Source organism: Bartonella sp. CL71SXKL, assembly GCF_042194935.1.
GTDB lineage: Bacteria > Pseudomonadota > Alphaproteobacteria > Rhizobiales > Rhizobiaceae > Bartonella.
Genome location: NZ_JBHINI010000004.1, coordinates 85,710 through 100,161 on the forward strand (window position 1 = coordinate 85,710; position 14,452 = coordinate 100,161).

General features: G+C 40.1%; 8 protein-coding genes and 1 pseudogene. 3 read left to right on the plus strand and 6 right to left on the minus strand.

Going from position 1 to position 14,452, the window contains the following annotated elements:
• Positions 1 to 781: 781 nt before the first annotated feature.
• Together ACFILA_RS03395 and rpmE are read right to left on the minus strand one after the other, a co-directional pair.
• Positions 782 to 1,029, minus strand: a pseudogene (locus tag ACFILA_RS03395) (ABC transporter); the annotation flags it as partial.
• Positions 1,030 to 1,719: 690 nt separating this feature from the next.
• The gene (rpmE, locus tag ACFILA_RS03400) at positions 1,720 to 1,941 is read right to left on the minus strand and encodes a 50S ribosomal protein L31 (RefSeq protein WP_005774581.1); all 222 of its coding nucleotides are present in this window, start codon (positions 1,939 to 1,941) and stop codon (positions 1,720 to 1,722) included.
• A 186-nt stretch (positions 1,942 to 2,127) separates the two neighbouring features.
• On the opposite strand from rpmE, the gene ACFILA_RS03405 reads away from it, so the two are divergent.
• Positions 2,128 to 3,918, plus strand: coding sequence for an ABC transporter transmembrane domain-containing protein (locus tag ACFILA_RS03405; protein WP_375660663.1), 1,791 nt, complete (start codon positions 2,128 to 2,130; stop codon positions 3,916 to 3,918).
• A gap of 3,073 nt (positions 3,919 to 6,991) precedes the next feature.
• Here ACFILA_RS03405 and ACFILA_RS03410 read toward each other — a convergent pair.
• The 4 genes from ACFILA_RS03410 to tkt form a co-directional block, all read right to left on the minus strand.
• Entirely contained in the window at positions 6,992 to 8,023 is a 1,032-nt protein-coding gene (locus ACFILA_RS03410; protein ID WP_273790486.1) for a class I fructose-bisphosphate aldolase, read from the minus strand.
• 109 nt (positions 8,024 to 8,132) lie between these two features.
• Entirely contained in the window at positions 8,133 to 9,326 is a 1,194-nt protein-coding gene (locus ACFILA_RS03415; protein ID WP_375630978.1) for a phosphoglycerate kinase, read from the minus strand.
• 515 nt (positions 9,327 to 9,841) lie between these two features.
• Positions 9,842 to 10,849 (minus strand): type I glyceraldehyde-3-phosphate dehydrogenase, encoded by a 1,008-nt coding sequence (gene gap / locus ACFILA_RS03420; RefSeq protein WP_375611739.1) that lies wholly within the window; start codon positions 10,847 to 10,849, stop codon positions 9,842 to 9,844.
• Positions 10,850 to 11,052: 203 nt separating this feature from the next.
• A complete protein-coding gene (gene tkt, locus ACFILA_RS03425; protein ID WP_375660664.1) occupies positions 11,053 to 13,059 on the minus strand; it encodes a transketolase in 2,007 nt (668 codons plus the stop codon).
• A 334-nt stretch (positions 13,060 to 13,393) separates the two neighbouring features.
• On the opposite strand from tkt, the gene ACFILA_RS03430 reads away from it, so the two are divergent.
• Together ACFILA_RS03430 and ACFILA_RS03435 are read left to right on the plus strand one after the other, a co-directional pair.
• Entirely contained in the window at positions 13,394 to 13,669 is a 276-nt protein-coding gene (locus ACFILA_RS03430; protein WP_005774573.1) for a DUF4164 domain-containing protein, read from the plus strand.
• A gap of 12 nt (positions 13,670 to 13,681) precedes the next feature.
• Positions 13,682 to 14,065 carry a cell division protein ZapA gene (locus ACFILA_RS03435; protein ID WP_273790489.1) on the plus strand — a complete coding sequence of 128 codons (384 nt, stop codon included), beginning with the start codon at positions 13,682 to 13,684 and terminating at the stop codon, positions 14,063 to 14,065.
• The last annotated feature ends 387 nt before the right edge of the window (positions 14,066 to 14,452 follow it).

A 14,452-nucleotide genomic window follows, 5' to 3' on the forward strand; every position in this document is an offset into this window, starting at 1 on the left:
CAATATTTAACGCAGCTCTTTTATCGATTTCTCGATATTGTATCATTATGTGTACATATGATTTGAAAATCACTACATATTATATTTTAATAAAAACAACACACAAAATATAGATATTTTTGTTTGTGAAATAAAACAATTTGTATTTAATAATGCTGTTTTAGTGATTTATGTACTTTAAAGAAAAGCCTTATAAGCCCTCAAAATGCATGATCCATGAAATATTGATTTTCAAAGTAATAAAAAGCGTCTTTCTACTCATTTATCGGCTCTTTTTTAGTAAAGCGACATCATCATACACTTTCCTAATCCCCTCAATATTACTACAGCCCCTAAAACTTGAGACGCTTCATGAAGAAGACTTATTCTTTCTTTAAGTATTTTTACTTCACGCGAGCTCTCTCTGCTTGCAGCATGCAAGAGACATGGTTTTGACTAATGCAACATAATCAAATTTGAAACGAGAAATTCCATGTAAGATCTTTCATGAAAAACAATGAGTTATCATTATAAATCAACGTGACAGTGCTGTTATGAAGAGAACTCCTCGCTCATCTTAATAGTCCATAGCGATTTAACTGGATATCGTTTTATATTCTGTACACAGAAGTGTCTTTATAAAAATACTTCATCTCAGGCAAAAAAAAAGAACAGCCTATTAAAAAAGAAAAACATCTCAATGCTTGCCTTTCTTTTTTCCATGAGAGTTTCAAATTGATAAGCCTGTCTGAAAAGAGTACTGTTTATGCCCTTAAAGATACTGCTCTTGTATCAAGATCACTTACTCAGATGAGAATTGCAGTTTAGCCAAATGCGCATAAACATTATTTTTTATAATGAGTTGTGTGTTCCTTCTTCCACAAAAGCGCCTTTATCCATCACGAGAATACGATCTGCTTTTAAAATTGTTGCCAAACGATGTGCAATGACCAATGTTGTACGATTTTGTATCAATCCTTCTAAGGCATTTTGCACCAACTTTTCACTGTTTGCATCTAAAGCAAATCTTGCTTCATCAAGTAGAAAAATTTTGATTTATAATAATAATTCATTGTCTTGTATGTTGAATGAGAATTCCGAATACCGTAAGATTCTCTCATTTCAAACCTGTTCCATGTTGAATCAACAAAAACCATGTCTTTTGCACTTTACAAGCAGGGAGAGCCCGCGTGAATAAAAAAACTATTAAGAAAGGGCTTAAAATGCCTATAATAAATTATCTCAAGTGCCAAGGGCTGTAGCAACATCCACGAGTTGGCAAATACAATGATGGTGCCGGCTTACAACAAGAGGGGTGCATTTCTTAAAATCGCCCGTGCAATACCGATGCGTTGTTTTTGCCCCCAGAAAGCATAGTACCACGTTCTTCTACTTGCGTATCCAAGCCACCTAGTAAAGCTTGAATAAATTCAAGTGCATTGGCAGCTTTAGAAGCGGCAAAAATTTCCTCTCCATGGGTATGTTCAGTTCCAAAAAAGAAGAAAAGTTTGCAATTATTTTATTTCAAGTCTTTATACTCTAGGGAAGAAAGGATTTTTGCGTGTATTTCAAAATGATTTTTGAATTTAAAAAACGCAACCACAATGATTTATAGACCCATCTGTTTATGTCGGATGCGTTTTTGAATTAATATTTAAAGTGCACTCTTTGATAGGATCAAAAACTCATCGTTTGCAATCGTTTTGTTTAAAACCCTTGTACCCCATAAAGAGGAGGCTTTTACATGCCAATATTACCAAAACGATTTTTGAATTTAGAAAGACGACCACCACGATCTACGAGCGTTTGGGAGCCACCTGTCCATGCCGGATGCGTTCTTGGATCAATATCTAGATTAAGAGTATCGCCTTCTTTTCCCCAAGTAGAGCGCGTCGTATATTGGGTTCCATCCGTCATAACAACGGTAATTTTGTGATAGTTGGGGTGAATATTCGCTTTCATGCGTCAAACCTTTTGCGTTTATAGAATGAAATAGCACTTGCTTGTTTTTTTAAGTGCACTTCCTTTGTCTTTTTGATACATTGATTAAAGTATTTATTCCTATAACTGAGCACGCATCAAAAAACAAGTGTTCAAGATACATCATTGTATCAAGTGTTACAAATCCAATACAGTGAGCAAAATTTTATGACATTACGTTCTCGTTCAGAAAAATCGACAAAGCCTTCCCCTAAGAAATCTTCATTCTCTTCGCTTGCAATTTTTGTTCCTTATCTTTTGCGCTATCGTTGGTTGTTTATCTTTGCTTTTCTAGCGTTATCTGTTGCTGCTCTTGTCACATTAGCTTTGCCTGTGGCTATCCGCCAAATGTTTGATCATGGGTTTTCTACTTCAAGCCATGGACATATCAATTTTTACTTTGGAATTTTGTTTATCTTAGCCTTGTTTCTCGCATTTGCTTCAGCAGCCCGTTATTACTGTGTTATCACCTTGGGAGAACGGATTGTTGCCGATTTACGGCGTGATGTGTTTGTCCATATTATGAAACTTTCTCCTGCTTTTTTTGATCGGTCACATTCAGGAGAGATTGTTTCAAGGCTTCTAACAGATACCACACAAATAAAATTAGCTGTGGGCTCTACCGCCTCTACCGCTTTGCGTCAGCTGATTATCGTGATCGGAGCCGTCGTGATGATGGTGATCACCAATGCTAAATTGTCTTTGTTGGTTTTAGCGGCTATTCCTGTTGTGGCCATTCCCTTGGTAGTCTTTGGACGTAAAGTTCGCTCTCGTACCCGCGCGGCGCAAGATCGTCTCGCAGATGCCAATGCTGTTGCTACAGAGCAGGTAAGCGCTATTCGCACTGTGCAAGCTTTTACCGCTGAAAAACTCGTTACAATACGTTTTTCACAATTGATAGAACGTGCTTTTCAAACAGCACGTGCTTCTGTAATCTTGCGCTCCTTTTTTACGGGGTTTGCAATTTTTTTGGTTTTTAGCAGTGTGGTTGCTGTTTTATGGATTGGATCGCGCGATGTTTTGAATGGAACGATGACAGGAGGAACATTAGGGCAATTTGTCCTTTATGCGGTTTTTGGAGCTTCTACTTTTGCGCAATTATCGGAACTGGGAGCAGAATTAATCCAAGCAGCAGGCGCTGCTGAACGGCTTGCCGAATTGTTACAAGAACAACCTACTATTGTAGCACCTAAAAATCCTTTATCATTAGAGCAACCTGTTCGAGGTGAACTTGTTTTTGATCAGGTTGATTTTACTTATCCTTCTAGACCACAAGAGAAGGTTTTACGCTCGCTTTCATTTTCTGTAAAAGCAGGCGAAACGGTTGCTTTTGTTGGGGCTTCTGGAGCAGGAAAAAGCAGCATTTTTTCTTTGATCCTTCGTTTTTATGATCCGACAAATGGAACAATTCGGTTGGATGGCATGGAAATTAATCGCCTTTCTTTACAAGATTTACGCAGTGCAATTTCCTATGTTCCACAAGATGTCGCCATTTTTGATGGAACATTGCGTGATAATATTATTTTTGGAACTGAAACTACCCATGAAGAGGAAATCCTTGCTGCCGCTAAAGCGGCTAATGCACTTGAATTTATTCAAGCTTTACCAGATGGCTTGGATACGCAAGTAGGAGAACGTGGTACCATGCTTTCTGGGGGGCAAAAACAACGCATTGGTATTGCACGGGCAATTTTAAGAAATGCACCCCTGTTGCTGCTTGATGAAGCAACATCTGCTTTAGATGCAAACAGTGAAAAGTTGGTGCAAGACGCTTTAGAAGGATTGATGCAAAATCGAACAACATTGGTCATTGCGCATCGTTTAGCAACAATTTTAAAAGCAGATCGTATTCTTGTGATGGATAAAGGCGCCCTTGTGGAAGAAGGAACCCATGCCGAACTTGTGGCAAAAAATGGTGTTTATGCTTACCTCGCAAAACTCCAATTTTCGCCTGAGTAAGTGATCTTGATACAAGAGCAGTATCTTTAAGGGCATAAACAGCACTCTTTTCAGACAGGCTTATCAATTTAAATCTCTCATGGAAAAAAGAAAAGCAAGCATTGAGATGTTTTTCTTTTTTAACGGGCTGTTCTTTTTTCTGCGCAAGATGGAGCATTTTATAAAGACACTTCTGTGTACAGAATGTAAAATGATACCAAGTTAATCTCTATGGGCTATTAAGATGTGCAAGGAGTTCTCTTCATAACAGCACTGTCACGTTGATTTATAAGGATAATTCATTGTTTTTCATGAAAGATCATGAATACCATAGGATTTTCTCATGTCAAACCCTCATAGTGAGTCAAACAAAATCTCTTGGCTTGCTCATCACAAGCAGAGTTGGTGTGTGGAGTGAAACGGTACAAGAAAGGAATGAAATACCTCCCTTGCCCCTTTACGTTCTAAGGGCTGTCAAAACATTGGGGCGCTGACAAAAGAGTATATGCTGGCAAAAAGTATAATAGGTGCTCGCTTTCTTGAAGCCTTTATGCGGGCTCACTTGATAGGCTCTAGGGACACAAGCTCTATCCTAAAGACTGACCACACTCTTTAAAAAACTGAATATTAAAATTTTTTCATGCCCTCTCTCACCGCTCTAAACAATAGTGTTTACCGAAAATCATGACAAATTGTAACTCACAAATACGCTTCTCTCTATTGCAAGAGTATCCTTTTATGCTCTTTCAAAAACACGAACACTTTTTGAATATTGTTTGCAGATCCGTCTTATTGAAAAAGAGCAAAGACTTTTTTAGCACTTTTGGGCTTCTTATAACTTTTGTATGAGCGCGTATAAGCAACAGCTTTTATAATAAACTGGCTTTTGGCAAAATTGTAAAATTTTATCAAATTTATTGTTTTTAAATATCACCACGACCACTGTTCTGCTCTTGCAGACACGCAACCTCAAAACACTTTCTCTTTGCTCACAAATCGTCTCTCCAGCTCTCTCTTTCAGGCATAGCCCATAAAAATAAGGATAGAGTACTTCGATTGAACACCATCTTCTCACCCCCTGCCCCATATATTTTACAGCTCTCAATTTTATAGCATCCCCTGTCGTGCTTTAAGAAGGCATTTTAACGATGATAAGAACATGTACAAAGAGGATATATCTTTAGGGTATTTATGTTTTAAAGCTTGCACGAAATCGTAATTTTTTTGTATAGCGAGTCAAGCATATGCAGAACTGACACCCTAACCATTTCAAACCATTCAGCTGTTTCAGGAACAGATAAGCCAAGTTCTACGATTATATCTTCAACCACGAATTCACCGAAGTACGGAGGATTTTCATCATTTTTTAGCGCTCCCTCTTCAGTGATCCTCTAGATAATTAACTCATTCAGCATCTATACCAGCAAAGCGAAATATTACGTGCTAATTTTCCTTTACATTCATTAGCCAAGCCCCCTCAAAATGACCTTTTAATAAATAGAGCTAAAAGGATAAGTCTTCAAAACCATTTGGTGAGATAGCTATATCAAGAGCACCGAGAATACGACTTAGTTTCTAAGAATAGGCGATTTTCCCCCTTTTATTGTATCAGTCTTGTAGAACTTTAAACCCTTTATCTTCAAATCAATAAATCATAATTGGATTATATTGCATAAAGATGCTTTTTCTCATTTTTCCATTTAACACACGATAAGTTACCATTTAGGCACGATGAGAAGCTTGCCCCTTATATCATGATTTCAGAACCACATGAGAAGAATAAAAGATGATGTGGCTTAATAAGAGAGTTTTTTCATAAGCCGTTTGGGTGTCTTAAGGTCAAGGATGCCGATAGGCGCAACTTGTAAAGGGTTGCCTTGAGGCTTAAGGACCCAAGGCTTGTTAGTCCCTTCATTAAAAGCGGATCTGATGTCATTATTTTGGAGAGCGATTATTAAGAATTTGAGAGGCAGACAGCCTCTCATCTTGATTTGTATGCAAACGAAGTGCACTCTATTTATTCAGGGAGAATAAGAACATACCCAGGAGGTGCTAAACGGAATAAGAGAGCGTCGTAACCCCACGCAGCAGACAGGGAGCAAATAGAAGAAACGCCTTCAGCAATTGCCATGAGTAATGCGAACGATATACCGGCTTCATCTGCTGTTGCTTCGCGGCGTTCTATGAGGTATCCGAAAAAAAAACAAAAAGCACGCTAATCCACTCGCACCTGCAAAGAAGCTTAGTACGGCATGAACCGGCCCACGTATGTTGAGCAAGATAATAAAAATTATGAAAGTAAATACTGTAAAGATCCCTTCGAATACCCCACGCACCATATTGCACAATTTTCGCATCATAATTGCAGAAAAGCTCTGTTCTGCGTATCGATTTTTTCTTTTGATGCTTATCTTCTTAGAAGAGATACCGTCCACAACTCCCCCCGTTTTAAGCCAAGATGCTATGAAGTTATTTATTTTTAATTATATCATCACAAAATACAAGAAAAATTTATCCATTTTAACGAAAAAATAGGTGTTTTATTGAGGTGCAAATCTATTTTGTTAGCAAGAGTTATTCAATTCGTTCGCCAATAGAAAAACTACCCCCATTGAAGAGGAAGCTATCCTGACGCACAAAAGCTTCATAAGCTGTATTCCAATCCACTCAGAAATCGCAACTCTCTAATCTACCCGCTTAATCCACCTTTGAAACTGCAATCAAATAAATTCTGCTGATGACAAGTAATGATAACATGAAAAAGAAAAAATATCACAATATCAAACTCTTCAATACAGTATGAGCTTTATGATTTTCACTCAAAAAGCAAGTGCCCACCCATGAACGACACCATACTAAAGTGCTGTGCATTCACAAATTTCCTAGCATTATCTCCCCTTCTCGAAATTGCACCTCTCCCGCAATCTTATCTCTCGATAGCACCCATTAAAGACTTTTAAAAGGTCCAAGGAAAAAACTCTCTGAGAAAGCTTTCAAGTCTAAAATGCCCCCGCCATTTTTATCATGATGAGGGCACAAAAAATCACGCAGAAACATGCAAAATCTCTCCGCATTTAAAAACAGGGCTTGTGCTTCAATCGCACGCTTTTTCTTGTTCTTTTGTCCATTGTCCCAAAGCCGCAAGATGGTTCATCCGAGCCCGATGACGAAATGCCTTCTGTGCAACAGCAATATTTTCATCTTTTCCCGCCCATGCTTTTAAAGCAGCTGCTTGCAGTGCTCGTCCATAGGAAAAGGTCAATTTCCAAGGCAATACGCCCAAAGAATTCATAGCAGATAAATGCGCCGTTGCTTCCTGATCAGACTGCCCTCCAGAAAGAAAAGCAATTCCGGGAACAGCGGCAGGAACAGTCTGTTTAAGCACTTGGACAGTCTTTTCAGCAACTTCTTCAACAGAAGCCTTGCGAGCATCCTTTCCATCAATCACCATATTGGGCTTTAAAATCATCCCCTCCAAAAGAACACGAGCTTCAAACAATTCTTTAAAGACAGCCTGCAAAACAGTGCGTGTCACCTCAAAGCAGCGTGTAATTGAATGCCCACACGATGATCCATCCATCAACACTTCCGGCTCAACAATGGGCACAATATTGAACTCCTGACATAAGGCAGCATAGCGTGCAAGAGCTTGTGCATTTTGTCTTATGGCGCCTCTTGTTGGCAAAGTGTGTTCATCAATAGCAATTACCGCACGCCATTTAGCAAAACGTGCTCCCAAAGCATAATAATTTTTTAGCCGCTCACGAAGACCATCCAACCCTTCGGTAATTGTTTCTTGGGGAAAAGCAGCCAAGGGTTTTGCACCGGTATCAACTTTAATCCCTGGCAAAGCGCCTGAATCCCGAATAAGATCCGTCAACATTTTCCCAGTTGATGCTTTTTGCCGAATGGTTTCATCAAATAAAATAACCCCAGAGATGGCGTTTTCCATCGCTTCTTTTGTACTAAAAAGCATTTCACGATAAGCACGGCGCTTATCTTCATTGGATTCAACACCAATGCTTTCAAAACGCTTTCCAATGGTCGCCGTACTTTCATCTGCCGCCAAAATACCTTTACCTGCATGCACCAAAGCAAGTGCAATATCTTCAAGCCGTTCATTCATAAAAAATTCCTCTTTATTTTGTCTTAATTTCTAAAAATGCGCAACACTATCAAAAAACACTCTACACGACTGTATAGTTTTTCTTTAACCTTCCCTTCAAAGAAGCCCTTTAAGCCTGCATGAGGGCAAGAATACCAGGAAGAGTCTTTCCTTCCATCCATTCCAAAAAAGCTCCTCCAGCAGTTGAGAGATAAGTAAAATCATTGGCAACACCGGCATGATTAAGGGCAAAAACCGTATCGCCCCCTCCCGCAATTGAAACCAACTTTCCCGTCAAACTACGTTCTGCTGCATGGCGTGCAACGGCAATGGTTCCCTTATCAAAGGGAGACATCTCAAAAACACCAAGGGGTCCATTCCACACAAGAGTAGCAGCTTCATCTATCGCAGCATTGATATGCGCAATAGAGCGCGTCCCAATATCCAATATCATGCCATCTTGTGGAATATCTTCAATGTCATAAAGACGATGCGGTGCATCTTTTTCAAAACGAAATCCAACGACAGCATCCTGAGGGAGCAGAAGCGTACAGTGACACTCTTGCGCTTTTTTAATGATTTTTTTTATCGTTTCCATCAATGCATGTTCACACAGTGATTTTCCTACATGGATACCTTGTGCAGCTAAAAAACTGTTAGCCATCCCCCCACCAATAATTAAGGAGTCAACTTTTTCCACCAAATGATTGAGCACAAAAAGCTTACTAGAAACCTTTGCTCCTCCCACAAGGGCAACCACAGGACGTGCTGGATTGCCAAGTCCTTTTTCTAATGCCTGCAACTCACCTTGCAAAGAGCGTCCTGCATAAGAAGGCAACAAATGCGTTATTCCCTCCACCGAAGCATGGGCACGATGAGAAACTGAAAAAGCATCATTAACATAGAGATCTCCATTATGAGCCAAAGCTTCTGCAAAAGAACAATCATTCTTTTCTTCACCAGCATAAAAACGAACATTTTCAAGCAGTAAAACACCACCATTTTGTAATGACTCAACTGCAACCTGCACCGCCGAACCGATACAGTCCGGAGCAAAAGCAACCGGCTGATTAATGATCTTTTCCAGCACTTGCACAACAGGACGGAGTGAAAACTCTTGCTCTACCTTTCCTTTGGGGCGACCACAATGAGAAAGCAGAATAAGTTTAGCACCACACTTTTGTAGCTCAATGAGTGTCTCTTTATGCCGTACAAGACGCGTCTCGTCACAAACTTTGCCCTGTGCCATAGGAACATTAAAATCTACGCGCACCAGAACACGTTTGCCCAAAACATCAACATCATCAAGTGTGCGAAACCCCATCACTGCTTCCTCTTCACTTTCCATTGTTTCAAATAAAAACGCATCCAACAACCCTGCCCACTTTTCTTTCCACTTATCCCCCTCTTTGCTTTTACAAGAGATCCACGACAGCCTATCTCTCACCCTTTGCTTAATAAAAATCCAAAGCTTTTATCGTCAAATGTACAAAAGCCCACCATTGCTCTTAATCTTCATATTCCATTGTGGCAAACAAATGCATTGGCTCAACTTGATCTCCATTAAAGCTTCCTTTTACTTCTAGGAAAAAGAGTTTACATCTCCTGTTTTCTAACGTTTTCTCAAAAGGTATCTCGTTCAGATCTTACTTTTTAAAAGTTTACTCTTTCATGCATCTTTTAAAAGCACGTATTGACACAGTATTAAAACAAAACACATCATCAATTTTTCAATAGCCTCTTCTCTCTAGCGCATGAGAACAACAGCCTCTATCTGTTTTTCTCAAAATTGCACAAAAATGAGACTTTTCCCTATAAAAAGAGGACCCTGAGGTCCTCTTATATTGTCTTAGCAAAAGCCACTGCCGTATCACTCATACGGTTAGAAAAGCCCCATTCATTATCATACCAAACCAGAACGCGACAGAGCTTACCATCAATCACTTTGGTTTGATCATTGTGGAAAATAGCTGAATGAGGATTATGATTAAAATCACAACTCACGAGTTTCTCTTCTGTAGTGTCCAAAACGCCCTTCAAAGAACCCTGTGCAGCAGTAGCAATAGCTGTATTAATTTCTTCGATTGTTGTGGAACGCTTAGCGATAAATGTCAAATCAACCACAGAAACATTAGGGGTCGGAACACGAATCGATACACCATCAAGCAATCCCTTTAATTCTGGCAAGACCAATCCCACAGCTTTTGCCGCTCCTGTTGAAGTAGGAATCATAGAAAGAGCTGCCGCACGTGCACGATAAAGGTCCCGATGCATTGTATCCAATACAGGTTGATCACCCGTATAAGAATGGATTGTTGTCATAAAGCCCTTTTCAATGCCGACCGTATTGTGTAAAACTTGTGCAACAGGCGCCAAACAATTGGTTGTACAAGAAGCATTTGAAACAACGCGATGCTCGCTGCTTAAAGATTGATGATTAACCCCATAGACGACCGTAAGATCTGCTCCTTCAGAAGGCGCAGAAATAAGAACACGCTTTGCCCCCGCATCTAAATGAGCACTTGCTTTATCACGCGCAGTAAAAATACCCGTACATTCCAAAGCAATATCGATATCCAAATCTTTCCAAGGCAATTGAGCAGGATCACGCTCTGCGCATACCTTTATTAAACCACCTCCCACATCAATAGCATCCCCTACCACCTTAACGATCCCAGGAAAACGCCCATGAACTGAATCATAGCGTAATAAATGGGCATTTGTTTCCACCGATCCCAAATCATTAATTGCAACCACTTCAACATCTTGTCGTCCACTTTCCACAAGTGCACGTAAAATATTGCGACCAATACGACCAAACCCATTAATTGCAACACGAACTGTCATTTCACATGTTTCCTCATCAATTTTTAAAAGCACAACATTTAAAACACAATAAATGGGTATTTCACCAATCCAAAATCATTAATTCCCACAATGTCAATATCTTGATCACTCACTCACTTATCCACAATAATGCACAAGATCATCCACAATACTGCACAAAATATGATGCCCTACAATCACCCCATTCATGACAACACAAGCTGTCACTTTGTCTTTTCCTCTTTGATCTTTTCCAGCTCTTTTTCAACGGTGGCAACAACATTTTCCCAAGTAATACCAAAATGCGCATAAAGGGCATCAATTGTTCCACTTGCCCCAAAGCCCTCCATACCAATAAACACACCATCACAGCCAATAAAACGGTCCCATCCTTGGGCGACAGCAGCTTCAATGGCAATTTTAATCGGTGCATCTCCAATGAGAGCACGCTGATAGGAGAGAGATTGTTGAGAAAAAAGTTCAAAACAAGGCACAGAAACCACACGCGTTGGGATGCCTTTTTCTTCTAACACCGCATGTGCCTCCACTGCAATTTGCAATTCTGAACCAGAAGCAAACAGCGTCACTTGTGCATCATCGCTAGCTGTTAGGAATTCATAAGCACCAAGCATACAGAGATTTTCTTCTTCATATTCTTGACGCAAAAGCGGTAGATTTTGTCGACTTAAAGCCAAGGTAGAAGGCGTCCCGCGTGCTTTCAAAGCCAATTGCCAACACTCGACTGTCTCCATAGCATCGGCAGGACGAAACACAAAATGATTAGGCATTGCACGCAGGCAAGCCAAATGCTCCACGGGTTGATGGGTCGGCCCATCCTCACCAAGACCAATAGAATCATGAGTCATGACATAAATCACCCGCAACCCCATGAGAGAAGAGAGCCGCATAGCGGGACGCATATAGTCAGAAAAGCATAAAAAGGTTCCCCCATAAGGAATAAAGCCGCCATAAAGGGCAAGACCATTCATCACAGCTCCCATTGCATGTTCGCGAATTCCATAATGCAGATAGCGCCCTGAAAAATCTTCAGCAGAGATACTTTTCATCTGGCTACTTTTTGTATTATTAGATCCGGTTAGATCAGCCGAACCACCAATAGTCTCAACAACGACCTCATTGATCACTTCAAGAGCCATTTCCGAAGCTTTACGCGTAGCAACAACGGGGCGCTCTTCAACCAATTTCTGTTTATAAGTATCAATAGCGCCATCAAATCCGCCCACGAGATCGCCCCGCATCAATCTTTCAAACTCCACACGCTCTGAGACAGGAAGATCAGCAAATTTTTCTTCCCATTTTTGGCGTTTTTTAGCAGCATTGAGACTAGCCAAGCGCCAATTATCGAGAATATCGGCTGGAATAACGAAAGGCTCAGCATCCCACCCTAAAGCGATACGGGTTTCAGCGATTTCTCGTGCGCCCAAAGGGGCTCCATGAACTTTATTGGTACCCGCTTTATTTGGTGCTCCAAAACCAATTGTTGTTTTACAAGCGATCAAAGTTGGTTTATCGGAATTTTGTGCCGCCTCAATAGCCCGCGCAATTGCTGCTTGATCATGCCCATTGACTTTATGTGTCTCCCAACCAGAAGCCTTAAAACGCGCAATCTGATCTGTACTGTCAGCAAGGGAAATCTCTCCATCGATAGAAATATTATTATCGTCCCACAACACAATAAGCTTATTGAGTTTCAAATGACCGGCAAGGGAAAGTGCTTCTTGAGATATCCCTTCCATAAGGCATCCATCGCCCACCAACGCATAGGTGTAATGGTTGATAAGATCACCAAAACGGGCATTTTGCAAACGCTCTCCAAGAGCCATCCCCACGGCATTCGCCAACCCTTGTCCGAGAGGACCAGTCGTTGTTTCGATTCCCGCCACATGCCCATATTCTGGATGCCCAGCAAGCTTTGCTCCTAATTGGCGAAAATTTTTGAGATCTTCAATGCCAATATCTTCATAACCAGAAAGATACAAGAGAGCATAAAGCAACATAGACCCATGTCCTGCTGATAACACAAAACGATCACGGTTAGGCCAGCGAGGTTTTTTGGGGTCATGAGCAAGGAATCTTGTATAAAGAACCGTAGCAATATCGGCGGCTCCCATTGGCAAGCCTGGATGACCAGAATTTGCTTTTTCAATCGCATCAATAGCAAGAAAACGGATAGCATTGGCCATCTGATTCTGTTGGTGGGTGTTTGTCATGAATAATCGACCATTTCGTTAAATACGTTATTCTGTTGCTTTTTCCGTATTCTCTTAAAATTCTCAAGAAATACTATTTTCTAACCATTAGCGTGAGACTTTTTGCCACCACTTCAATAACATTAATAACATTCCCCTCACGCGTCCTGTATATCCATGTCATTTATGCCAATACGCGCAAAAAATCCAGCTTTTAATTTATATCTATCCCCTGCTTTGCTTGCTAAAATATCTTACATACTTAAAAATAAAATGCACACAACACAAGAGTGAAAGTGATTCGTTTTTGCATAACACATTGATAAAGGATACAATTACCCAAAGGATAAAAGCAATGAACCAAGAGACTACAGTTCTACAAGATGCTTTAGAGCACCTAGAAAAGGCACTTAGAACTTTAGAGATCACCATAATAAACCGTAATGCCGTTATTGATAAAAATAACGAATGGGAAGAAGAAATCCAACGAATGAATGCTGACCGCAGCCATCTTGCCCAAGCGCTTGACAAAGCTGAAGCCCAAATTGAACGCTTAGAGTCCGTAAACAAAGAAGTTTCCAAACGTCTTATTAAAGCAATGGAAACAATTCGTGTTGTCATTGATAGATAAAGGTTTGAATGTATGGAAACTGTTTCCGTTACCATTGATGGTAAAATTTATCGCATGGCTTGTGACAAAGGACAAGAACGTCGTCTTATTGCGCTTGCTGCTCAATTAGATCAATATATCACACATTTAAAGAACAATTTTGGTGAAATTGGCGACCATCGTTTATCGGTTATGGCTGGCATAATGATTATCGATGAAATGGAAGAAATAAAACGAGAAAATAAAAAATTACAAGAAGACTACAATGCTCTTTTACGACTCCACAACGAAAGAGACCGCACCATGGGGAAAATTATGCGTGACACCACACAACGCATTGAAAATCTCACCAACCAATTGCTCAAAGATGATCAAAACCACACAAACATTCAAGAACAAGAACAGGAAGATTTCTAAAAAGTACATCAGCGCATAATAAACCAGAGACTTGACTTGTCCGCCACATCTCACAGGATAAAAATTCTTAAACCCACACCAGTCTGTAAACAGTCTGGTTTCTTATAGGAAGGATTCCAGCTACTCACAACTTATGGGATTAACTTAAACCTCAACAAGAAAGCCCTACCCTGAATATTTCACCTCCGCACAAACGCTTCCTATATCAAGGAGGCTGCCTTATATCACCACATTTCAAATGAGATGTCTTTTAACAGCGCAATAAGATAACAAAACCAACATCATTGTAAAAAAATCATATAAATGACAACAGCAACAAACAAATAAAGCACCCTTCGAAAAAAAGAACTATATTCATGTTCCCTATGAATGCATGTCCAAAATCCT

What these genes read in the sequence shown, in the direction of transcription:
- ACFILA_RS03430 (WP_005774573.1), top strand. Translation starts at nt 13,394, where the DNA reads ATGAACCAAGAGACTACAGTTCTACAAGATGCTTTAGAGCACCTAGAA.
- rpmE (WP_005774581.1), bottom strand. Translation starts at nt 1,941, where the DNA reads ATGAAAGCGAATATTCACCCCAACTATCACAAAATTACCGTTGTTATG.
- ACFILA_RS03405 (WP_375660663.1), top strand. Translation starts at nt 2,128, where the DNA reads ATGACATTACGTTCTCGTTCAGAAAAATCGACAAAGCCTTCCCCTAAG.
- ACFILA_RS03435 (WP_273790489.1), top strand. Translation starts at nt 13,682, where the DNA reads ATGGAAACTGTTTCCGTTACCATTGATGGTAAAATTTATCGCATGGCT.
- ACFILA_RS03415 (WP_375630978.1), bottom strand. Translation starts at nt 9,326, where the DNA reads ATGGGGTTTCGCACACTTGATGATGTTGATGTTTTGGGCAAACGTGTT.
- ACFILA_RS03410 (WP_273790486.1), bottom strand. Translation starts at nt 8,023, where the DNA reads ATGAATGAACGGCTTGAAGATATTGCACTTGCTTTGGTGCATGCAGGT.
- tkt (WP_375660664.1), bottom strand. Translation starts at nt 13,059, where the DNA reads ATGACAAACACCCACCAACAGAATCAGATGGCCAATGCTATCCGTTTT.
- gap (WP_375611739.1), bottom strand. Translation starts at nt 10,849, where the DNA reads ATGACAGTTCGTGTTGCAATTAATGGGTTTGGTCGTATTGGTCGCAAT.